This is a genomic window from Aeromonas sp. 30P (assembly GCF_051919805.1).
In the GTDB taxonomy this organism is placed as follows: domain Bacteria; phylum Pseudomonadota; class Gammaproteobacteria; order Enterobacterales; family Aeromonadaceae; genus Aeromonas; species Aeromonas veronii.
In genome coordinates this window covers 371955-395020 of sequence record NZ_JBQBEA010000001.1, presented here as the reverse complement: position 1 = coordinate 395020, position 23066 = coordinate 371955, and the positions used below count along the sequence as shown (strand labels likewise).

General features: G+C 60.1%; 16 protein-coding genes and 2 pseudogenes. 4 read left to right on the top strand and 14 right to left on the bottom strand.

Annotated features, from left to right (window positions below; genetic code table 11):
- Positions 1 to 15 precede the first annotated feature (15 nt).
- Positions 16 to 1944 carry an EAL domain-containing protein gene (locus ACTG2B_RS01965; protein WP_439995108.1) on the bottom strand — a complete coding sequence of 643 codons (1929 nt, stop codon included), beginning with the start codon at positions 1942 to 1944 and terminating at the stop codon, positions 16 to 18.
- A gap of 504 nt (positions 1945 to 2448) precedes the next feature.
- On the opposite strand from ACTG2B_RS01965, the gene ACTG2B_RS01960 reads away from it, so the two are divergent.
- Together ACTG2B_RS01960 and ACTG2B_RS01955 are read left to right on the top strand one after the other, a co-directional pair.
- Positions 2449 to 3975, top strand: coding sequence for an EAL domain-containing protein (locus ACTG2B_RS01960; RefSeq protein WP_439995107.1), 1527 nt, complete (start codon positions 2449 to 2451; stop codon positions 3973 to 3975).
- A gap of 310 nt (positions 3976 to 4285) precedes the next feature.
- Entirely contained in the window at positions 4286 to 5383 is a 1098-nt protein-coding gene (locus ACTG2B_RS01955; protein WP_005357691.1) for a calcium:proton antiporter, read from the top strand.
- A gap of 144 nt (positions 5384 to 5527) precedes the next feature.
- Here the strand turns inward: ACTG2B_RS01955 and hutH are convergent, their stop codons facing one another.
- The 10 genes and pseudogenes from hutH to ftsY form a co-directional block, all read right to left on the bottom strand.
- The gene (hutH, locus tag ACTG2B_RS01950; RefSeq protein WP_439995106.1) at positions 5528 to 7060 is read right to left on the bottom strand and encodes a histidine ammonia-lyase; all 1533 of its coding nucleotides are present in this window, start codon (positions 7058 to 7060) and stop codon (positions 5528 to 5530) included.
- Between the two features lie 4 nt (positions 7061 to 7064).
- A complete protein-coding gene (gene hutU / locus ACTG2B_RS01945) occupies positions 7065 to 8774 on the bottom strand; it encodes a urocanate hydratase (protein WP_439995105.1) in 1710 nt (569 codons plus the stop codon).
- A 53-nt stretch (positions 8775 to 8827) separates the two neighbouring features.
- Complete coding sequence (hutG, locus tag ACTG2B_RS01940) at positions 8828 to 9772, bottom strand: formimidoylglutamase (protein ID WP_439995104.1); 945 nt, start codon at positions 9770 to 9772, stop codon at positions 8828 to 8830.
- Positions 9765 to 10999: pseudogene (gene hutI / locus ACTG2B_RS01935) on the bottom strand (imidazolonepropionase). Before hutI ends, hutG begins: the two are co-directional and overlap by 8 nt.
- 154 nt (positions 11000 to 11153) lie before the next feature.
- Positions 11154 to 11858, bottom strand: a complete 705-nt coding sequence (gene hutC, locus ACTG2B_RS01930) for a histidine utilization repressor (protein ID WP_041202733.1) — start codon at positions 11856 to 11858, stop codon at positions 11154 to 11156.
- A gap of 11 nt (positions 11859 to 11869) precedes the next feature.
- A complete protein-coding gene (gene can / locus ACTG2B_RS01925; RefSeq protein WP_042076162.1) occupies positions 11870 to 12529 on the bottom strand; it encodes a carbonate dehydratase in 660 nt (219 codons plus the stop codon).
- A gap of 125 nt (positions 12530 to 12654) precedes the next feature.
- Complete coding sequence (gene rpoH, locus ACTG2B_RS01920; protein WP_005339997.1) at positions 12655 to 13509, bottom strand: RNA polymerase sigma factor RpoH; 855 nt, start codon at positions 13507 to 13509, stop codon at positions 12655 to 12657.
- 451 nt (positions 13510 to 13960) lie between these two features.
- Positions 13961 to 14914 carry a permease-like cell division protein FtsX gene (gene ftsX, locus ACTG2B_RS01915; RefSeq protein WP_005339996.1) on the bottom strand — a complete coding sequence of 318 codons (954 nt, stop codon included), beginning with the start codon at positions 14912 to 14914 and terminating at the stop codon, positions 13961 to 13963.
- Positions 14914 to 15581 (bottom strand): annotated as a pseudogene (ftsE, locus tag ACTG2B_RS01910) (cell division ATP-binding protein FtsE). Before ftsE ends, ftsX begins: the two are co-directional and overlap by 1 nt.
- A gap of 89 nt (positions 15582 to 15670) precedes the next feature.
- Positions 15671 to 17512 carry a signal recognition particle-docking protein FtsY gene (gene ftsY / locus ACTG2B_RS01905; RefSeq protein ID WP_439995103.1) on the bottom strand — a complete coding sequence of 614 codons (1842 nt, stop codon included), beginning with the start codon at positions 17510 to 17512 and terminating at the stop codon, positions 15671 to 15673.
- 110 nt (positions 17513 to 17622) lie between these two features.
- Here ftsY and rsmD point away from each other — a divergent pair, with 110 nt between their 5' ends.
- Positions 17623 to 18252, top strand: coding sequence for a 16S rRNA (guanine(966)-N(2))-methyltransferase RsmD (gene rsmD / locus ACTG2B_RS01900; RefSeq protein ID WP_115522214.1), 630 nt, complete (start codon positions 17623 to 17625; stop codon positions 18250 to 18252).
- Positions 18253 to 18354: 102 nt separating this feature from the next.
- Positions 18355 to 18666, top strand: coding sequence for a DUF1145 domain-containing protein (locus tag ACTG2B_RS01895; protein WP_005342853.1), 312 nt, complete (start codon positions 18355 to 18357; stop codon positions 18664 to 18666).
- Positions 18667 to 19521: 855 nt separating this feature from the next.
- Here the strand turns inward: ACTG2B_RS01895 and ACTG2B_RS01890 are convergent.
- From ACTG2B_RS01890 to ACTG2B_RS01880, 3 genes are all read right to left on the bottom strand, one after another.
- Positions 19522 to 20508, bottom strand: coding sequence for a helix-turn-helix transcriptional regulator (locus ACTG2B_RS01890; RefSeq protein WP_005339987.1), 987 nt, complete (start codon positions 20506 to 20508; stop codon positions 19522 to 19524).
- A gap of 287 nt (positions 20509 to 20795) precedes the next feature.
- A complete protein-coding gene (locus ACTG2B_RS01885; RefSeq protein WP_042081419.1) occupies positions 20796 to 21182 on the bottom strand; it encodes a SirB2 family protein in 387 nt (128 codons plus the stop codon).
- Positions 21179 to 23035, bottom strand: a complete 1857-nt coding sequence (locus ACTG2B_RS01880; RefSeq protein WP_005357666.1) for a monovalent cation:proton antiporter-2 (CPA2) family protein — start codon at positions 23033 to 23035, stop codon at positions 21179 to 21181. Before ACTG2B_RS01880 ends, ACTG2B_RS01885 begins: the two co-directional genes overlap by 4 nt.
- Positions 23036 to 23066 lie beyond the last annotated feature (31 nt).

Genomic DNA, 23066 nt, shown 5'->3' with positions numbered 1-23066 from the left:
CCTCTGTTGTTTATCTCAATCACCAGCCGGTTCCAGCACCAGCCGCTGGGGCTCGGCAAACCAGGGCCCCTGCCCGGCATGCACCCCGAGGTGGCGCAGCATCTTCCACTCGTCGCCACTCTCCACCCCCACTGCCAGCACCCGGGTGCGGGTATTGGCGCAGCCGCCGACCAGACTGCGTACCGCCATCTGGTTGACCTGACGGGCATGGATCTCCCGCACCAGACTGGGGTGCAGCTTGAGGAAGTTGATCTCGAACTCCTTGATGTACTGGGTGCTCACCACATCCTGACCGGCATGATCGATGGCCAGCTGGCAACCCAGCATCCGCAAGGAGCGCAGCGGCCGCTTGAGCGCCTCGAAGTGGCGGGTCACTTGGGATTCGGAGAGTTGCAGGATCAGCCGCTCGTTGGTGCTGCGCGGCAGCTGGAACAGGGCGAAGAAGAGCCAGCGCTGGAACTCGCGGTTGAGCAGGCTCTGGGCACTGAGGGTCAGGCTGATGGGGCAGCTCTGCTCGGAGCGCTGGCGCAGCAGGGTGAGGGTCTGCTCCGCCACCAGCCGATCCAGTTGCAGCAACAAGCCCACCTTCTCCGCCATCGGCATGAAGATCCCCGCCTGCAGGGCACGCCCCTGCTCATCGTGCAGATAGGTGAGCAGCTCCTGCTGCAGCACCACCTGCCCCCGATCCTGCTGGATCGGCTGGGTGTAAAATTCGATGCCGTGCTCTTCGAGACGGCGGCTGATCAGGGTGCGCCAGCGTACCGTGCCCTTGCTGCTCTGCTCCTCATCCAACTGCTTCTCGTAGAGGAACCAGCCGTTGTGCCCTTGCAGACGGGCGCTCTTGAGGGCCAGCTCCGCCTCCTCCTGCACCTTGAGCAGGCTGTCTTCTGCCTGATAACAGACGGCGCCGAGATAGACCGCAGTCTCCGGATTGACCTCCTGCGGCCAGTGCAGCCGTTGCAGGCTCTTGAGCAGCTGGCTGGCGCTATCCACCATCTCGCTCTCGGACATATTGGGCAGCAACACCGCAAAAACCTGACCGGCGTAGCGGGCCTGCAGGGCGCCGTTATGCTTGCGCACGAAGGCACCTATGGTAGCGCTCGCCTCCATCATCAAATCGTGCCCCAGCAGCTCGAACTGATCGGCCTCCAGCTCCTCCAGACAGGCGAGATCGATCAGCAGCACGCCGCCGCTCATCACGCTCGCCTCCATGATGGCGCTCTCCAGCCGGTTGTCGAAAAACAGCCGGTTGCCGATGCCGGTCATCTTGTCGACGAAAGCGTTGCTGCGAATGAAGTTGTCGAAGCGGCTGCGCTCCTTGCGGGCATCCGCCAACTCGGCGAGCAGATGATCGAGGGCCTGACTGGCGGCCACCGGCCACTCTTCGGCGGAGTCATGGCTCAGTTTGGAGAGCTTGTCATCGAGGATCAGCTGGGCACGAATGCCCAGCAGCTCGGCCCCGCGCAACTGCTGGCGCAGCCAGCGGATGGAGTACCAGAGACCGAACACCACGATAAAGATCCCCAGCGAGATGCCGGACATCGCCTTGATGGAGTATTCCGCTTCCTTGAAGGGGCGCTCCAGTTTGAAGTTGGCCTGCATGCCGGCCTGATGAGGCAGCGGGTGGCTGTATGGCACCAGCAGCTGCTCGTCGACCGGATTGCGCACATCGCGGAACCAGTAGACCCGCTGGTTATTCTGGCGCACCTCCAGCTCGACCACATGGGCAGCCCGCAGCAGGGTGGGCAGCCAGTGGCTCATATCTTCCATGTCGTGAGCAACATCGAGCTGCTTGTCGATCACTTCGACCAGCGCATCGACCTTCTTTTGCTGCAACTCGATGCCCAGCTCGCGAAAGCTGAACACCCCACCAATCAGCACGGTCGCCATGGCTGCGATCACGCAAAGGGTGATAAATGAGACAAGCTGTGTAGTGAGTTTCATGCGCCTTTCCGTATGCCCAGCATCATCCATGTCGCCTCATGGTAGCAGCGGCGATCGGGCCACAGCTATGGATGAAGATCCCGCTTCTGCAATTTAAGCGGGCAAGCATAACCCAAAGCAGAGGGAGAATACCAAGGATGACGGGCTGCAGACGCGGGAAAGGGCGGGATGACAGGCAGAAAAATGGTCCCTCAAAGGGGACCAAAAGGAACACTCATATCAAAACTAACACTCTGTGCTACTGACAAAAAACAGATACAGGAGTATTGAACACACGGTGAGTCAAACCGCAGGGCTACTCTAATGCAGTTCGGATAAGCTGAGCAATTGTCATTTATGACAGGTCAGCGATTGAATCTAGCCAAAGTTAATAATAAACACATTTAAAATCATGCAGTTAAAAAATCAATCAACAAGTGTGACAACTCGGACTCAAATTGATTGCACTAATGCTCTATGATGGCAAAGTCCATTTGTGTCTCATGAAACTGGCAGGTACTTCCTTTGCGTAAATCACCCGTCTGGATCGCTCTGTTGCTGTTCGTCCTGCCTGTCGTGGGCAGCCAGTTTCTCGGCCTGTGGTTTGCCAAGCCGATGGCCTTTCATCTGCTGGAAGAGAAGGTTTCCGAGCTCAAGGGAGCCATGGCAGTACGCCACCGGGAGCTGGATGCCGCCATCAACAAACAACTGGCACAATTTGAGTTTAACTGTGGCGCCAAAGACATGGAGCTGCTGCGCGATCCGCGCTTCTACAGCGCTCATATCCGCCTGCAAGGGTTGGAGCTCGCCTCTGGCAACAGCTGCTCCAGCCTGGGGGTGGAGATCCCGCTGATCAAAGAGCTCCAGAACAGCGGGCAGAAGTTTGGCAAGTTGGGGATCACCGCCACCGTGGCCAAATACAATACCGAGCAGGAGCTGATGGCCTTTTACCGATCCGGCGACAACCTCGCCTACTGGGTGCTGGATAACAGCTGGAGCCACGACCTGCTGCAACACCCCTGCAGCCACTGCTTCTATCTGGAGTTCAGCCGACAGGATACCGATGCAAGCACAGTCCACTTTCCCCGTGGCGACAAGGAGATCAAACAGGAAGAGAGCAATATCAGCCTGAGTTTCTTCGATCCCAATGAACTCACCAAACAGACGGTCTGGGCGGGAAAAGCGCTGGAGCAATATGCCCATGACCAACTCAATCACTACGGTCTCTGGTTCGGTATCGCGCTCGGTGCCCTGTTAAGCGTCACATACTGGCTGCTGCGCAGCTATCGGCGCTCCCTCAAGGGACTGCTGCAAACAGGATTGATACGCAGGGAATTTATTCCCCTCTACCAACCGATAGTGGATGCCCGTACCCACCAAGTGGTGGGATTCGAGGCGCTGCTGCGCTGGCAGCGGGGAAGCGAGCTGATCCCCCCGGGCACCTTTATCGAATATGCAGAGGAGCAGGGACTGATCCTGCCGATGACCGAACAGTTGCTGGAGCAGGTGATCACTGACCTGCCGCAGCTGGCACCGGAGCAGTGGGTCAGCGTCAATCTGGTGGCGGCCCATATCGAGCAGCCCCTGCTGCGCACCCTGCTCGCTCACAGCCAAAACCCCTCACCCACCCGGCTCACCTTCGAGCTGACGGAGCGCAAGCCGATCCTTGACATCAAGGCGGCCACCGAGGAGATCACCCTGCTGCAACAGATGGGGTATCACTTCAAGCTGGATGATTTCGGTACCGGCTACGGCGGCTTTGCCTACCTGCAGAGCCTGGGGATCCGCCAGATCAAGATCGACAAGATGTTCGTCGATACCATAGGCACCAACGACCTCAAGCGCAGCGTGCTGGATGCCATCATCGTATTCGGTCGTGAATCGGGCATGGAGATGATCGCCGAAGGGGTCGAGAGCCAGCTGCAGGTCGACTATCTGAGCCAGCATGGCGTCTATCTGATCCAGGGCTACTTCTTCGGCAAACCCATGCCGCTGAAGATACTGACCCACTGGCAACGAGAGTGGCAGTTGCAACACCAGAAGGCCAGCTAACACAGAGATGGCAGGATTTGGCCGTGAAACGGTTTGGCCAGCAGCTCGACATCATCAGGTTGATGCTGGCGGTAGCGCCGTAACCCAGCCCGGCCATCAGGCGGGTAAATCCCCCTGCAGACCCGGGCCCGGCTCCATGGTGAAATCGAACCGCCTCCTGCCACCCCTTATTTACATTCAGCAACAAAATGATCTGCCCTGACGGGGATAACAACCTTTATCATAAGGAGCCGGTTATTGCGCAACCGATAACCGTGCAGCCTGTTTATGTCATCCGGTCGTCAAGACCCCCAATAGAGAACCATTGCCTATGAAGACAGTTATCCGGCAAGAGATTGCCCTGCCCGTTGGCCTGCTGACCCTGCTCTTTTTCAAGACCCTGGGCAGTGACCTGCTGACAGAGACAACTCCGCTCGGGATCTATCTTCCGGTTTCGGCGGCACTACTGGCCATCGTCACCTGGGCCATCTTCTCGGTGGTGCGCCACTCCGATGCCCTCGCCATCAAGCTGGGCGAGCCCTTCGGCACCCTGATCCTCACCCTGTCGGTCATCTCGCTGGAGGTGGTGATGATCTCCTCGGTGATGCTGACCGGTGAACCCAACCCCACCATGGCCCGCGATACCATGTTTGCGGTAGTGATGCTGGTGAGTACCGGTCTGGTGGGCTTCACCCTGCTGTTTGGCGGCTGGCGCTACCACACCCAGAGCTTCAATCTGGACGGGGTCAAATCCTATCTGGTGGCCATCATCCCGCTGGCCCTGCTCTGTCTGGTGCTGCCCAACTTCACCGAGGGCGGTGCAATCGGCAGTATGTCGCGCGCCATGTCGTGGATGCTGATCATCATCTCGATCCTGCTCTACGGGGTCTTTCTGCTGATCCAGACCCGCAGCCACAGCCACTTCTTCGTCGACAGCGATCACGAGGATTATGAGGAGCACCACGGCCCGCTGCAGAGCAACGTCTATCACACCATCCTGCTGCTCGCCTACCTGCTGGTGGTAATCCTGCTGGCCAAGACCCTGGCCATCCCCATCAACTACGGGGTGCATGTGATGGACGCGCCCGCCGCACTGGGCGGCTTTATCGTCGCCTGCATCGTGCTGGCCCCCGAAGCAGTCGGCGCCATCAAGGCCGCTTTCAACAACCAGCTGCAACGGGCAATGAACCTCTACTTCGGCTCGGTGCTGGCCACCATCGCCCTCACCGTGCCTGCCGTGCTCTTTATCGGCTCCATGCTGGGTCAGGAGGTGCGCCTCGGCCTCTCCCCCGCCGATATGGTGCTGCTGGTCACGACCCTGATGGTCTGTAAAGTGACCTTCAGCAGCGGCCGCACCAATGTGCTCCATGGAGCGACCCATCTGGTGTTGTTTGTGGTCTATCTGTTCCTGATGTTCGAACACGAATAACCGCGTTCAACCAACGTCAGAAACGCCAAGACCGCCCGATTGGGCGGTCTTTTGTTATCTGCTCCCGGCTGTCACCGGCGCCTGTGAAGCGGCGTCCCCCTCATCCCCAACCCTTCTCCCGCCGGGAGGAAGGGTGACCAAGGCTTACAGACTGGGCAGCACCCCGGTCGGGATCAGGTCGTTGTAGCTGGCACGGCCCAGCAGGGCGGCGGCCGCTTCGATATCCGGCGCGAAGTACCTGTCCTTGTCGTAGAAGCTCACCTCTGCCCGCAGTCGCCCCTTGGCCAGCTCGATCAGCTCGGTACTGCGCAGCGGCGCGCGGAAATCGAGCCCTTGCGCCGCCGCCAGCAGTTCAACAGCCAGAATGCCGCGGGTGTTCTCCGCCATGTCTGCCAGCCGGCGGCCAGCGAAGGTCGCCATGGAGACGTGATCCTCCTGATTGGCCGACGTAGGCAGGCTATCCACCGAGGCGGGATGGGCCAGGGTCTTGTTCTCGGAGGCCAGCGCCGCCGAAGTGACCTGAGCGATCATAAAGCCGGAGTTGACCCCGCCGTTGTTGACCAGAAACGCCGGCAGACCGGACATCCGAGAGTCAATCAACAGCGCCATGCGCCGCTCTGAAAGTGAGCCGATTTCGGCGATGGCCAGCGCCAGATTGTCGGCGGCAAAAGCGACCGGCTCGGCATGGAAGTTGCCGCCGGAGAGGATATCTTCATCCTCGGCAAACACCAGCGGGTTGTCGGAGACCGCGTTGGCCTCGCACACCAGCACCTCGGCGGCCTGGCGGATCTGGGTCAGGCAGGCTCCCATCACCTGCGGCTGGCAGCGCAATGAGTAGGGATCCTGCACCTTCTCGCAGTTGTGATGGGACATGCCGATCTCGCTGCCATCCACCAGCAGGTGGCGATAGCAGGCGGCCGCATCGATCTGACCACGCTGACCGCGCACTTCGTGGATGCGGGCATCGAACGGCCGGCGGCTGCCAAGGGCGGCCTCCACACTCATGGCGCCTATGGTGATGGCACCGGCGTAGAGATCCTCGGCATGGAACAGCCCTTCCAGCGCAAAGGCGGTGCTCGCCTGAGTGCCGTTAAGCAGCGCCAATCCTTCTTTGGGTGCCAGCGCGATAGGCTCGAGCCCGGCAATTTTCAGCGCAGTAGCGGCGTCGATTAGCTCGCCCTTGTGGCGGGCCTTGCCCTCCCCGATCAGCAGGCAGCTCATATGGGCCAGTGGCGCCAGATCGCCGGAGGCACCGACGGAGCCCTTCTTCGGCACCACCGGATAGACTTCGGCATTGATGAGGGTCATCAGGGCCTCAAGCACCGTCAGGCGGATGCCGGAGAAGCCGCGTGCCAGCGAGTTGAGCTTGAGCACCATCATCAGCCGCACGGTAGCGTCATCCATGCACTCGCCAATCCCTGCTGCGTGGGAAAGCACGATGGAGCGCTGCAGCTCGTCCAGCTGCTCCACCGGAATACGGGTGTTGGCCAACAGGCCAAAGCCGGTGTTGATGCCATACACCACCCGGTTCTGTTCGATCACCTTGGTAACTACGGCAGCGGAGGCGTGGATCCCCGGCCGCGCGGCCGGATCCAGTGCAATATGTACCGGCTCGCGGCTGACGCGGCGCAGGGTGGCAAGATCCAGCTCGCCCGGAGTAATAGTCAATTCAAACATGGTGTTACACCTTTCCTTTGACACCGTTGGCGCCGTCAATCATCGGCAGATCCAGTTTCGCCTCATGGGCACAGTTGATGGCAATCTCGTAGCCGGCATCCGCGTGGCGCATCACCCCGGTGGCCGGATCGTTGCGCAGCACCCGACCGACGCGGCGGGCAGCGTCATCGGAGCCGTCACAGACGATCACCACGCCGGAGTGCTGGGAGAAGCCCATCCCCACCCCACCGCCGTGGTGCAGGGAGACCCAGGTCGCGCCGCCAGCGGTGTTGAGCAGGGCGTTGAGCAGCGGCCAGTCGGAGACGGCATCGGAGCCATCCATCATCGACTCGGTCTCGCGGTTCGGGCTCGCCACCGAGCCGGAATCCAGATGGTCGCGGCCAATGACGATGGGGGCTTTCAGCTCGCCGTTTTTCACCATCTCGTTGAAGGCCAGCCCGAGCCGTACCCGATCCTTGACCCCGACCCAGCAGATCCGCGCCGGCAGCCCCTGAAACGCGATGCGCTCGCGGGCCATGTCGAGCCAGTTATGCAGGTGAGGATCGTCGGGGATCAGCTCTTTCACCTTCTGATCTGTCTTGTAGATATCTTCCGGATCGCCGGAGAGGGCCACCCAGCGGAACGGCCCTATCCCCTCGCAGAACAGCGGGCGAATGTAGGCGGGGACGAAGCCGGGGAAGTCGAAGGCATTTTTCACCCCCTCCTCAAGCGCCATCTGACGGATGTTGTTGCCGTAATCCAAAGTCGCCGCGCCGCGCTCTTGCAGGGTCAGCATCGCCTCCACCTGACGGGCCATGGAGCGACGAGCGGCCAGATTCACCTCCTGCGGGGCACTCTGTTGCAGCTCGCGCCACTTGGCCACACTCCAACCCTGCGGCAGGTAACCGTGGATCGGATCATGGGCGGAGGTCTGGTCGGTCACCACATCCGGTGTGATGCCCCGGGCCACCAGCTCGGCGAAGACGTCGGCGGCGTTGCCGAGCAGGCCGACGGATACGGCGGTGCCGCTCTGCTTGGCCTCTTCGATCATGGCCAGCGCCTCATCCAGACTGTGAGCCTTCTTGTCCACATAACGGGTGCGCAGACGAAAATCGATACGGGTCTCGTCGCACTCTACGGCGATCATCGAGAAGCCGGCCATGGTGGCGGCCAGCGGCTGGGCGCCACCCATGCCGCCGAGCCCGCCGGTCAGGATCCAGCGCCCCGCAGGCGACCCGTTGAAGTGCTGGTTGGCCACCGCGAAAAAGGTTTCGTAGGTGCCCTGCACGATCCCCTGAGTGCCGATGTAGATCCAGGAACCTGCGGTCATCTGGCCATACATCATCAAGCCCTTCTTATCGAGCTCGTTGAAGTGCTCCCAGTTGGCCCAGTGGGGCACCAGATTGGAGTTGGCGATCAGCACCCGCGGCGCATCCTTGTGGGTCTGGAACACCCCGACCGGCTTGCCGGATTGCACCAGCAGGGTCTGATCCTCCTCCAGCCGGGTCAGCACATCGACAATCTTGTCAAAGCAGGCCCAGTTGCGGGCAGCGCGACCGATGCCACCATAGACCACCAGCGACTGGGGATGCTCGGCCACCTCGGGATCCAGGTTGTTCATCAGCATCCGCAGCGGCGCTTCGGTGAGCCAGCTCTTGGCGGTCAGTTCAGTGCCGCGCGGGGCACGGATCACGCGGTTCGGATCATGACGGGGATCCTGCTGTTGCACAGACATACACACTCCTTGTTGTATCAATAGGGTGCCTTCGGCGATATGCGGCCAAAGGGTTAACGGGTCAACAGATGAACCAGTCGCGCGGCCACGCGGGCACTGCGATTGTCCTGATCCAGCTTCGGGTTGTACTCGGCCAGATCGGCAAGCCTGAGCTTGCCGCTGGCCCGGATATGGGCGATCAGCGGTTCGATCACCGCCAGCTCCACGCCGCGGGCGGCGGGGGCGCTCACTCCCGGCATCAGGTTGCCGGGCAGCACGTCGAGATCGATGGTCAGATAGAGGTGATCACAATCGGCGATAAAGGCGTCCAACCCGCTTAGCAAGGCTGGCAATTCGGCTTGGGTCATCGCCTCGTCCAGCACATGCCACACACCCAGCGCCTTGGCACGGGCAAACAGGGCTTGGGTATTGGCGGTCTCGGCTACCCCGAGGCAGGCGTAGTGAAACGGTGTGCCCTGAGCGGCGCACTGCTCGGCAATCTGGAAAAAGGGGGTGCCGGAGCTTGCCAATTCCTGCTTCATGCGCAGGTCAAAATGAGCATCGAGGTTGATAATGCCGACCTTGCCACTGCCACCCAGATGACGGTTAAGGCCGCTCCAGCTGCCGAAGGCCACCTCGTGACCGCCCCCCAGCACCAGCGGGAAGTGGCCCAGATCAAGCGCAGCGGCGACCCGCTCGGCCAGATGGCCGTGGGCGGCATCGAGATCCCCATCGGTACAGCTCACATCCCCGCCATCGTAGACGGGGCGATTCAGGTGCCAGGCAGTGTTGGCCAGCAGCTTGCGCACAGCCAGCGGCGCCTCGGCGGCGCCGACACGCCCCTTGTTGCGGCGCACCCCTTCATCGCAGGCAAAACCGAGCAGCACTACACCTGCAGCCTCTTGTGCCCCGGCAGCCCAGGGCAGCACCTTGTCGTGCCAGCGCAGGGCCAGTTCACCATCTTCCGGATCCTGTCGTCCCTGCCAGAGCGACATGTCGACCGGGTTGAATTTATCCATGGAGGGTCTCCTCGCCGTTGAAGATGCGGCCTGCCAGCTGATCGACGCCGACCATGTAGCTCAGCTCGGCCGGATGGGCGCAGTGCCAGATCAGGAAATCGGCCGCCATCCCCACCCTGAGCTGGCCAAGGCGCTCCTGCTCGCCGAGCGCTTTGGCGGCGTGACGGGTCACCCCGACCATGGCCTCCACCGGCGTCAGACCAAACAGGGTACAAGCCATGTTCATCGCCATCCGCAGGAGATGATGGGCGCGGTACCCGGGTTGATATCGGAGGAGACCGCCATCGCCACCCCCGCCTTGCGCAGCGCGGCAACCGGCGGCAACTTGGTCTCTTTGAGGAAGTAGAAGGCGGTGGGCAGCAGGGTGGCGACCACGCCACGGTGGGCCAGCGCCAGGATCCCTTCCGGATCCAGATACTCCAGATGATCCACCGAGAGGGCGCCGAAGTTGGCGGCCAGCGTGCTGCCGCCGAGATTGGAGAGCTGATCCATATGCCCCTTCACCGGCAGGCCGTATTGAGCCGCCGCCAGATAGACCTGCTCGGTCTGGGCCAGCGAGAAGCCGATATGCTCGCAGAAGACATCCACCGCATCGGCCAGGCCCGCCTCGGCGGCGGCCGGGATAATCTCCTGACAGATGGTCTCGACCCAGCTGTCGGGGTCGTCGCGATACTCCGGCGGCACCGCATGGGCCGCCAGCAGAGTGGTTTTGACCCGGATCGGCAACGCCTCACCCAGCCTGCGGGCCACCCGCAGCATCTTGAGTTCATCATCCAGCGTCAGGCCATAGCCGGACTTGATCTCCACAGTGGTGACCCCTTCGCGGATCAGGGATTTCACCCTCGGCTGCGCCAGCTCAAAGAGCTGCTCTTCGCTGGCGGTGCGGGTGGCACACACCGTGCTGATGATGCCGCCGCCCTTGCGGGCGATCTCCGCATAGGGCACCCCTTTCTGGCGCAGTTCGAACTCTTCGGCACGGCTGCCGGCGAAGATGAGGTGTGTATGGCAATCGATAAGGCCGGGGGTAGCCAGCTTGCCCTGCATATCCTGCCAGTGAGCAGGATGGGGCCCCTTCAGTTCGGCCATCGGCACCAGCGCGTGGATCTTGCCATCCTTCACGCCGATGGCGTGGAGCGGCAGCAGGCCGTAGTCGGCAAGCTCATCATTCAGGGTAGCGGGCGTCACGTTGAGCCAGACCCGCTCGCAGTTCAACAGTTCCTTGTTCATAGCGACCTCAAATGTATATACATATTCTTATAGTCGATCTCTATGACGAAAGAAAGAGCGAAGTTCACATCCTGATAACAGCATCAAACTTAGAGTTTAAGCACAAAAAAGCCCACCAGGAGGTGGGCTTTGCAAAATCTAGTTGTATATACATTCACTCCAACTGAGTCTTGGAGCTTAGCTTGTAGCGGGAACCGGGGGAGAGCAAACGGGCGTAGGAGACCAGATGCCCCTCCGACCAGGTACGCCGGTGCAACAACAGGCAGGGGGAATCTACGCGGATCTGCAACAATCCCGCCTCACCGGCGCTGGGTAACACGGCTTCCACTACGTGCTCCATCTCGGAGAGGGGGCAGACATCCATCAGATAGCGGTTGGGAGTTTGCAGGGTGAAATCCTGCTCGCCGTAGCCAGGCAGGCGCCCGGCATCGACAAAGCGCTCCTCCAGCTGCAACGGCTCCCCATCGGCCTGATGGACGATCAGGCTGTGAAAGATGGGGGCGCCCACCCGCAGCCCCAGTTGCACCGCCACCTTCTCGTCGGCGGCCAGCCGCTGCAGCCGGATCACCCGGGCGCTGTACTCGCCGCCACGCTCGGCGATCTCGTCGGCAATATTGCGAATAGCCAGCAGCGGCGATTCGGTGCGCCGGTCCGCCACGAAGCTGCCGGAACCGGCGGTACGCACCAACCAACCTTCCGCCACCAGCTCCCGCAGCGCCCGGTTGACCGTCATCCGGCTCACGGTGAACTGCTCGCACAGGGCCGCTTCGGTCGGGATCCTGTCCCCCGCCTGGTAATGGCGTTCGCGGATCCCGTCCAGAATGTGCTGCTTGATCTGCAGATAGAGAGCTGGCGCCACCATGAAGCTCCCTAGCGCCGACGGTGGGGCGGACGCATGTCCGGCCAGGCACGATAGACATCGGGGATCTGATCCGGGCCGCTGATGCAGAGATCGAGATCATGCAGCAAGCCATCCTTGATCCCGTAGATCCAGCCGTGGACGGCCAGCTCCTGCCCCTTGCGCCAGGCGTTCTGGATAATGGTGGTGTGGCAGACGTTGGCGACCTGCTCGGCGACGTTCAGCTCGCACAGGTAGTCGAAGCGCTCGTGCTCATCCTCGATGGCCTCAAGCTCTTCACCATATTTGAAGTAGACATCCTTGATGTTGCGCAGCCAGTTGTCGATGAGACCCAACTCCTGGTTCTGCATCGCGGCCTTGACGCCGCCGCAACCATAGTGACCGCAGACGATGATGTGCTTCACCTTGAGCACTTCTACCGCGTATTGCAGCACGGAGAGGCAGTTGAAATCGGTATGCACCACCAGATTGGCGACGTTGCGGTGGACGAAGACATCCCCCGGCAGCAAGCCCATCAGCTGGTTGGCGGGGACCCGGCTGTCGGAACAACCAATCCAGAGGTATTCGGGGGCCTGCTGGGCAGAAAGAGTGGCAAAGAAATTGGGATCTTCGGCTTTGATCCGTTCGGCCCACTCACGGTTGTTGGTAAACAGGTCGTTCAACAGTTTCACTTCTGCTCTCCCTAATGTGGCAGTGGCGGCAACATAACACACTCAAGGGTAACCAAAGCAAGGCCGACCAGATCCTTGCGAAACAAAAACAGGGCCATCAGGCCCTGTTTTTATGAGAGGAAGCATCAGGCTTCCATGGCATCTTTCAGCTTCTTGAGTGCGTTTTTCTCAAGCTGACGCACACGCTCGGCAGAGACGCCGTAGGTATCGGCCAGCTCCTGCAGAGTGGTCTTGCTGTCATCATCGAGCCAGCGGGCGCGGATGATGTGCTGGCTGCGCTCATCCAGGGTGGCGAGGGCCGAGCTCAGGCGACGGGTCGCGTGATCGTCCCAGTTGTCGTTCTCGATGGTCGCGGCCAGATCGGAGGATTTGTCCTCCAGATAGTGAACCGGAGCGAAACCGCCCTCTTCCTCATCGTCACCAACCAGATCGAACGCCTGATCGTAGTTGGCCATCCGCGCTTCCATCTCGGTCACGTCAGCGGCAGAAACGCCGAGATCAGCCGCCACGGCCTGAACCTCTTCGTGGTTCAGCCAGCCCAGACGCTTTTTGGATTTGCGCAGGTTGAAGAAGAGCTTGCGCTGGGCCTTGGTGGTCGCCACCTTGACCATGCGCCAGTTGCGCAGGACATATTCGTGGATTTCGGCCTTGATCCAGTGCACGGCAAAGGAGACCAGACGCACGCCGACCGTCGGGTCGAAGCGCTTGACCGCCTTCATCAGGCCGATGTTGCCTTCCTGAACCAGATCGGCCTGAGGCAGACCGTAACCGGCATAACTCTTGGCGACATGAACGACAAAGCGCAGGTGCGACATAACCAGCTGACGGGCAGCCTCGAGATCGCCATCCTGCTGCAAACGCTCAGCCAGTTCACGCTCTTCCTCTGCGCTCAGCACAGGAATAGAGTTTACTGCCTGGATATAGCCTTCCAGACTACCTTGCGGAATCAGAGCCATAGTGCGCTGCAATGAAGTTCCCATCTGTTACCTCTTACTTTTCAATCGAATCAGTCTAACACCCTGAGAGGGTCTGTCTACTGACCGGATGCCATTCTGCGGCGTGTATCAAAGAACATGCCCAGTTTTAGACCGGCTTATCTTAAGCCTGCAGGATGAATCATGAATGAACAGTCAAAAAAAGGGGGTCACAATGAAGGACCCCCGAAAAGTAGCATGCTAAGTCCATTGTTGCGGAGCTCGCAACCTTCACATGCTTGCCAAGTCTGACGAGCAAGGCAGAGGGGCCACACCCGTATAAATGCTTCAGCTTTAATAGACTGCTTATAAATCAGAAGGTTCACTGGATCTAGCGAAGATCCGGAAGATCATTGTTATTCAGAATACTCTGACTATGGGGGCCAAGCCAGAAACGGCCCCTCTTTTACTTGATCCGCCTCTCAAAATCCAGCGATTTACTTTGATGACAAAATAATCAGGATGGTTCGATGTCGCGAATGTGGCGATGGACCGAGAACCAGGAGGCAATCAGCCCCAGCAGGGCGCCCAGCAAGATCAGATTGATCCCGTCTACCGCTCCCATGCCAACCAGCCGGAAGTTACTGTTATACAAGCCCGCCAGCTCCTTCACCACCCCTTCGCTCCAGATCACCATCACTTCGGTCAGCCACCAGGCCAGCATGCCGCCGATCACCCCGAACCAGATGCCGGTATAGAGGAAAGGACGATGAATAAAGGAATCGGTCGCCCCCACCAGCTTGAGCACTTCAATCTCGGAACGCTGGTTGAGGATGTTGAGACGCAGGGTATTGCCGACGATCAGCAACACGGCGGAAAGCAGCAGCACCGCGATACCGGTAATGGTGTGGCGCAGCAGGTTCATGATCCCCTGCAACCGGGTCAACCACTGCAGATCCAGCTTGCCCTGTTCGACCCCCACCTCGTTATTGAGCTTGCTGAGCAGCTCGGCGGCCCCTTCCGGGTTCTGCCAGCGCGGATCCGGGATCACGCTCAGCACAGGCGGTAACGGGTTGCTGTCCAGATAATCGAGGGCATCGCCGAAGCCGGAGATCTCGCGAAACTCCCGCAACGCATCGTCACGGCTCAGGTAGGTGACCGAATCCACCTCGGGATAGAGCAGGATCCTGTGCTGCAGATCGAGAATGCTCTGCTCCGGCAGATCCTTGCGCAGGTAAAGGGAGATCTGGGAACTGCTCTGCCAGCTCCCCTCCACCACCTCGGCGTTTTTCAGCAGCACATGGAAACAGGAAGGCAGTGCCAAGCTGACGCCGAGCACCGCCAGCGTCATCAGGGAGGCGAGCGGATTGCGCCACAGCTCCCCGAGACTGGCAAACGCCTGCCGCACATGATCAACCCCGTACATCATCAGACGGCGCAGCGGCGGTTGTTTATGACGAACGATAGCCATCAGAGCTCCTCCCCGGCCGAATACATGCGACCCGCCTTGAGGGTCAGGGTGCGATAGCGCATGCGAGCAATCAGCCCCAGATCGTGGGTGGCAATCGTACCGAGACCCCAAAATTGTTGAACTCCTGAAATAACCGCATGATGTCCATGGAGAGCTGGGGGTCCAGGTTGCCGGTCGGTTCATCCGCCAGCAGCAACGGCGGCTTGTTGACGATGGCGCGGGCGATACCGACCCGCTGCTGTTCACCACCGGAGAGCATGCGCGGCTGGTAACGCTCCTTGCCAAGCAGCCCCACCTTGTCCAGCGCCGCCGCCACCCGCTTGTTGATGTCCGCATGGCTATAACCATCGATCACCAGCGGCAGCGCCACGTTGTCGAACACGGTTCTGTCCATCAGCAGGCGGTGATCCTGAAAGATCATCCCGATCTGGCGGCGAACATAGGGGATCTGGCTGCGCTGGATATGGCTGACATCATCACCATGAAAGAAGACGCGACCATCGGTCGGACGCTCCATCACGCTGATCAGTTTGAGGAGGGTACTCTTGCCCGCCCCCGAGTGCCCGGTCAGAAAGGCCATCTCTCCCTTGCGCAGGTGAAAGCTGACCTTTTGCAGCGCCTGATGGCCGCCGCTGTATACCTTGCTGACCTTGTCAAAACGAATCATAACGGTTCCCTGAAATTGACAAACCCCGACCGGAGTCGGGGCATGGAACACTTACTCATCACGGCTGAGCTGACTCATCACGGCCGGACTTATTCATCGCGGCTGAAGAGCGCCTCGATGAAGTCGTTGGCAACGAAGGGACGCAGATCGTCGATCCCCTCGCCCACCCCGATATAGCGGATCGGGATCTGGAACTTGTCGGCCACCGCGAAGATGACGCCGCCCTTGGCCGTGCCATCCAGCTTGGTGAGGGTGATGCCGGTCAGGCCAACCGCCTCGCTGAACAGCTTGGCCTGGCTCAGGGCGTTCTGGCCGGTGCCTGCATCCAGAGTCAGCATGATCTCGTGGGGCGCCTCTTCATCCAGCTTCTTCATCACCCGCACCACCTTCTTGAGCTCTTCCATCAGGTTGCTCTTGTTCTGCAGGCGACCGGCGGTGTCGGCGATCAGCACGTCAGCCCCGCGGGAGCGGGCGGCCTCGATGGCGTCATAAATGACAGAAGCGGAATCGGCGCCGGTGTGCTGGGCAATCACCGGAATATTGTTGCGCTGACCCCAAACCTGCAGCTGTTCGACCGCTGCGGCACGGAAGGTGTCACCCGCCGCCAGCATCACGCTCTTGCCCTCGGCCTGGAACTGCTTGGCCAGCTTGCCGATGGTGGTGGTTTTGCCGACGCCGTTTACGCCGACCATCAGGATCACATAAGGCTTCTTGCTGGTGTCGATCACCAGCGGCTGTTCGACCTTGGCCAGCATCTCGCCCATGTCCTGCTTGAGCAGGCCGTAGAGCGCCTCGGCATCCTTGAGCTGCTTGCGATCCGCGTGCTGCACCAGCCCTTCGATGATACGAGTAGTGGTATCCACACCGAGATCGGCGGTCAGCAGCTGGGTTTCCAGCTCTTCAAACAGCTCATCGTCGATCTTCTTGCCACGAAACAGGCCGAAGAAACCGGAACCGATATTCTCCTTGGTGCGCACCAGACTGCGCTTGAGGCGAGCAAAGAAGCCCTCCCGCTGCGGTTTGTCCTGGGTGTCGTCGTCCACCTTGGCGGCCAACGGCAGAGCAGCCAGTGCAGCGGCCTCAGCCTCCATCGCGGCGACCAGGCGCATATCTTCCGCTCGCTGGGCCTCTTTGGCGATACGGGCTTCTTCCGCAGCCTGAGCTTCGGCGGCAATGCGAGCCTCTTCCGCGGCGCGAGCCTCGGCAGCAATACGAGCTTCTTCCGCAGCACGGGCTTCGGCAGCAATACGGGCCTCTTCCGCGGCGCGGACTTCGGCAGCAATACGAGCCTCTTCCGCGGCGCGAGCCTCGGCAGCAATGCGAGCCTCTTCCGCAGCACGAGCTTCGGCGGCGATACGGGCCTCTTCCGCGGCGCGAGCTTCAGCGGCAATGCGAGCCTCTTCCGCGGCGCGGGCTTCGGCAGCAATGCGAGCCTCTTCCGCAGCGCGAGCTTCGGCGGCAATGCGAGATTCTTCCGCGGCGCGAGCCTCGGCAGCAATACGAGCCTCTTCCGCAGCACGAGCTTCGGCAGCAATACGAGCCTCTTCGGCTGCCTTGACCTCAGCGGCTTGCGCCTCTGCGGCAGTGCGAGCGGCTTCAGCGGCACGCTCCTCTTCGGCGATCAGCGTTTCGTTGACGATCACCGGCTCCAGATCGGAGGCGCACTCCTCCACCACCAGCGGGCCGTGATCGTCCAGCTCGGTCGGCAGGCAGCAATCATCTTGCAAAACGGAATTCTGTGCGCTGGCAGGCACTTCGGGGGCAACGGCCGGCGTACTATCGGAAACAGTGGTATCAGAAACGGGAGCGGGGGTAGCAGTGACCTCGGGCTCAACGGTAACGGGGGTGGCTTGGGGTGTCTGTGGTTGGACAGCCTCAGCCTCTTCTTTCTTGCGGCCGAAACCCAGCCAGGAAAACAAACCTTTTGCCATCTAAAAATACTCACATCAAAGGCTGACTGCTAAGATAGCCGTCCCTTGGCGGGTCGGCATAAAAATGAACCGCCTTATACTACCACTTTATTTTCTGACGATGAAACGCGATGCCCAGAGTGAAATCCAGCCGTAGCAACCCGAGCAAGAGTCCCGCCCCGCAAGGAAAATCGGGCTTTGTAAGAATCATCAGCGGCCAGTGGCGAGGCCGCAAATTGCCGGTCAAGGATGTGGAGGGGCTCAGACCCACCACGGATCGCGTCAAGGAGACCATCTTCAACTGGCTGGCCCCCCACATTCGCGGCACCCGCTGCCTGGATCTGTTTGCCGGCAGCGGCGGACTCGGACTGGAGGCACTGTCGCGCTATGCCGAGCAGGTGACCCTGATCGAGATGGACAAAGGGGCCGCAGACCAGATCAAGAAGAACCTGACCGCCCTCGGCAGCAGTCAGGGTCAGGTGATCCAGTCTGATGCGGTGAGCTGGCTGCAAGGCCCTGCCACCCCGTTCGATCTGGTGTTCCTCGATCCGCCGTTTCGCCGCGAGCTGCTACCGCAAGTGTGCGAACTGCTGGAGCTGCGCGGCTGGCTGGCACCGGACGCCCTCATCTATCTGGAGCGGGAGAAGGAGATGGCCGATCTGGCGCTGCCTGCCAGCTGGCAACTACTCAAGGACAAACAGGCAGGTCAGGTCTGCTACCAGCTCTATCTGCGGGACACCAAGAATGACGCTGCAGTTTAAAGGGGGAGATGGCCGATCTGGCGCTGCCCGCCAACTGGCAGTTACTCAAGGACAAACAAGCAGGTCAGGTCTGCTATCAACTCTATCTAAGAGAGGTAAACAATGAAGCGAGTCTTTAATCTGTTGGCGATGGGGCTGATATTGTTCTTCTGGTTTGGCGTGCTGGTGAGCCTGATTGCCCCGCTGCCCGGCAAACTCAACGGCTTTCTGCCGGTCTGCGGCGTGATCGTCGCCCTGCTGCACTGGCTGCAGGCCAGCATGATCAAGGCAGCTTGCAAACGCTACTTCGCTGTCACCAAGGCCGAGTTTGTCACTGTGCTGATCTTTGGTGTGTTTGGCATGGTCGACATTCGTCAGCGCCTGCAAGAGATCGTCAACGCCGCCCAGCGCGGCAATCTCTCGGACAAACCATAAAAGAAAAGGGGACGGCGGTAGCCGTCCCCTAGAGTCGTGTCGTCCTGTCCGTAGAACTGCAATGCTCCCTGCAATCCCTGACGTTATCCTAATCCTTTGGAATATCCCCTTTCCAATCCGTTGGCGTGTCCTGCGGCGTTCCTGGCCTGGCAATTCATCCTGAACTGCTTCCCTGTCTCCATCCTGGAGGTGTCCATTACCACGTCCTGTGGGGTTCCTTGCGTCTTCCTGACAGATAACCATCCGGGTTATCTCACTTCATCCTGAAGTATTCCTCTCGCATCCGGCGAGGTCCTGTTCATCCTGAAGAACGAGGTTCCATTCGTTCTGCTCTCATCCCGAGAGTGTCCTGCCGCATCCCGCGGTGTTCCTTTATTCATCCGTGACGATAATCATCCTGATTATCGAGCTCATCCTGAGGTATCCCTTGTCCACATCCTGCGGACTATTCCATCTTTATGCGCTGCCCTGCATCCTGCCGGACCAGCTCCGTCCTTGTGAGACCCATACTAAGGAAATGCGCCCCCCGAACAAGGGCCATCCGATGATAAAGATCCGATGCAGCTCCCATCTCAAAAAACAAACTTAAAAACTAACCCTTTAATATCAGTTATTTATTTAGTTTCACGGGAAAGCTCGATCATTCTGGCATGGCTTCGCGTACGGCTCAAAGCGCCAGCCTCTTACAGTCGCTATGGCAGATCTCTTACAAGGGTTTCACCCCCAAAAACGGGGCAGGAAAACGGTTCAATCCTGACGTTAAGACTTAAAAATTAGTTGAATAAATATGCTTAAAAAAACCGCAAAAAAAAGAGCCGAGACCAGGCTCGACTCTTCAACATTCCAATTTTTTAATCAGCTCAAGCGGTTGGCCGGATTGAGATAGGCCTTGCGCAGCGATTCCGGTGCCAGCACCTCCAGTTCACCGCCGATGTTGTTCAACCAGCTGCGAAACTCCGGGGTGTCCTGCACTTCTGTCTCCACCACCACGCTGCGCTTGTCATAGCGGGTCATGCGTGGATTGTTGCCGGGGATCTGGTTATCCACCAGCGACTGGCTGTTGGCATCGATCCGGCCGACGAAGCGGATCGGGCCGCTCACATCCTGATAGCCCTGATCGCGGATCAGTTTCTGGATATTGAAATCCTTCGGCTGGGTGGCGCTGAAGTTGGTCAGCTCCACGTTCTTGATATGGTCGAACGGAATGCCGTAGACCTTGGGATCCAGCTCGGACAGAGTGCAGAGCAGGATCGGACCGTCCGGCTGATTAAGAATGCCGAGCGGGTTGATACGGTCGTAGCAGAGCCATACGGTGCGCTCTTTGATCACGCGCTGGATCTCGGCACTAAACTTGCGACCACGCCAGAGCGCATCGCGGATCAGGGTGCTGCGGCGGATCTCCGGGTTGCCGGCAAACGGACGCGGTGACTGGTGGACACTCTCCAGCCAGCGCTCGGCCAGTTCACTCTGGCTGTCGCGGATCACCTGGCTCGCCTTGTCGACCAGCGGATTCAATTCGGTCAGTACGCTCGCTGGCAACAGTTGGCTCGCCTGATCACTCCAGGTTTTCAGGGCCACCGCCAGCGAGAGCGGCATGATATTGGCAAAGTCGTTGAGGCCGTGGCGCTCGAAGCACCAGCCATGGGGTTTGCTGCGCTCGTCCGAGGTGAGGTCGAACAGTCCCATGCCGGACATCTCCTCCAGGTCCCGTTGCACGGTACGCAGACTGACGTGGATGCCTTCCTCTTCCAGTTTTACCTGGAGTTGGCTGGCGGTCAGCTTGTAAGGGCGGTGCGGGATGCAACGCGCCAAGGTCAGTTGTCGTAACAGCTTCTTGCTCATGGTGCTTGCCTTCACTGGTTTAGCGTTGACTGTATGCTAGTCGTGACTTGCGACAGTCTATGTCGCAAGTTTTGCTGCGACAACTGTCGCCATTTTCATACAAAACACACTAAGCAATTGATTTACAAAGACAATACACTAAAAAAAGGAGCCGCTAGAGGCTAAAATTAGCCAAAAATCCCTCAAATGAAAGTTCTATGTTGCGATTTATTGCTAGCATAAAATTCCGATTAATTAATTCATCTCAGAATATGATTTCAGGGGAGAGCATGACTCTCCCCTTTTGCTCACATCAGCCACGACCAGGCTGACTTGGTGATGGCCGCACCGACCATGTAGCCAAACACCGCCAGTGCCGCCACACCGGCCACCAGCTTCTGACCGCGGGCCGGGCGCTTGAGCGCCATGACACCCAGACCGATATAGAGCACCAGTGCAATCAGCTTGGCCATCAGCCAGGGTTGTTGACCCGGGCTCAACTGCAAGGCCACCGCCAGCAACACCCCAAACAGCAGCAGGAAGGTGTCGTTGATATGCGGCAGGATCTTCAGCCACTTCTGCTGCAACCGATCGCTGCCGGCCAGCGCCAGACTCCAGCGATAGATAAAGAGCAGCAGACTGACCAGCGCCAGCGTCATATGCAGGTGTTTAAACATGGGGTAATAGGCAATCATTTTGCTTCCTTGTCGTCGTCGGGTAACCCGCTGTTCCAGTTATGGGCATGGATACGCTCCTGCCCCTCCTCGTCGTCTTGCAACAGATCGGAGAGGATCTCCCGGTATTGCAGGCTCTTGTTGATATAAGTGTGCTCGTCGTCCAGATAGTTGACCTGCTCGCGCAACAGCCAGTTATCGTGCTGCTTGAAGGTCTGCCCCGCCCGCCAGGCCTGGTTGGCACGAAAACCGAGCTGGGTCAGGGCTTCCACCCCCAGATCGACCGCCGAGCCCAGGGTTTCCCGGTGAACGCTCTCGACCCCGTGGCGCAGGATCTCGTGGGCGTGGGGCCGATCTAGCGCTCGCGCCAGGATCTTCAGGTGCGGGAAGTGCTTCTGCACCATCTCGATCACCGCCAGCGAGGTAGCCGGATCGTTGATGGAGAGCACCAGCAGCTTCGCCTTGTGCGCCCCGGCAGCATGGAGCAGATCGATCCGGCTGGCATCGCCATAGAAGACCTGATAGCCATACTTGCGCAGGGTCTCTATCTGGCTGGCATCCTGCTCGAGGATGGTGGTACCGATGCCGTGACCGTGCAGCAGACGCCCCACGATCTGGCCGAAGCGGCCGAAGCCCGCGATGATCACCGGATGCTCCACCAGCTCAGGTTGCTCATGCTGCGGCGCGTCGCTCTGGTTACGGTAATCGAACCAGGGCTGGATCACCCGATCGTTGAGGATCAGCAGCAGCGGGGTGAGCGCCATGGAGAGCGCTACCACCAGCGTCAGCAGCGAGATGGTCTCACCGGGCAGCACCCGGTTCTGGGCGGCAAACGAGAAGAGCACGAAGGCAAACTCACCGCCCTGTGCGAGCGCCAGCGCGAAGGTCCAGCGTTGACTCGGCGAGATGCGGATGATGAAGCCGAGCGCCATCAGCACCAGCCATTTGAGCACCATCAGGCCAACCACCAGCGTCGGGATGAGAAAAGGGTGTTCGGCAAACAGCCCGAAGTCGATCCCCGCCCCCACCGACATAAAGAACAGGCCGAGCAGCAAGCCCTTGAACGGCTCTATGTCGGCCTCCAGCTCATGGCGATATTCGCTGTCGGCCAGCACCACACCGGCGAGGAAGGAGCCGAGAGCGGGCGAGAGCCCCACCGACTCCATCAACACGGCGATAGCGATCACCAGCAGCAGGGCGGCGGCGACGAAGATCTCCCGCATGTGGGACTGGGCGATGGCACGAAACACCGGCCGCATCAGGTAGTGGCCACCCAGCACTATGCCTGAGATGGCCGCGACTACCAGCAGGCCGTGCTGCCACCCCGCCAGCTCGGAGCCACCATTGCTGGCGACCGGCGCCATGGCCAGCAGTGGCAACAGCGCCAGGATCGGAATGACCGCAATATCCTGAAACAGCAGCACCGCAAAGGCGGAGCGACCGCTCTCGCTCTGCATCAGCTTGCGCTCCTGCAGGCTCTGCAACACGATGGCGGTCGAGGAGAGCGCCAGAATCAGGCCGATGGCCAGCCCCTGTTGCAGCGGCAAACCGATCAGGTGCGCCACGCCGGTCAGCGCCGCCGTAGTGAGCAGCACCTGCAGGCCGCCGGTGCCGAGGATCGGCCCCTTCAGCTGCCACAAGAGGGCCGGACGCAATTCAAGGCCGACCAGAAACAGCATCAGCACCACGCCAAACTCGGCGAAGTGCATCACATCCTTCTGCTCCCCCACCAGCCCCAGCAGAAAGGGGCCTATGATGATCCCCGCCAGCAGGTAGCCGAGCACCGAGCCCAGCCCCCAGCGCTTAGCCAGCGGCACCGCGATAACGGCGGCGGAGAGGTAGATAAAGGCATCAAACAGGATCCCGTGGCCCATCAGTCAGCCCTCCGTGTGAACATCTGGTCCG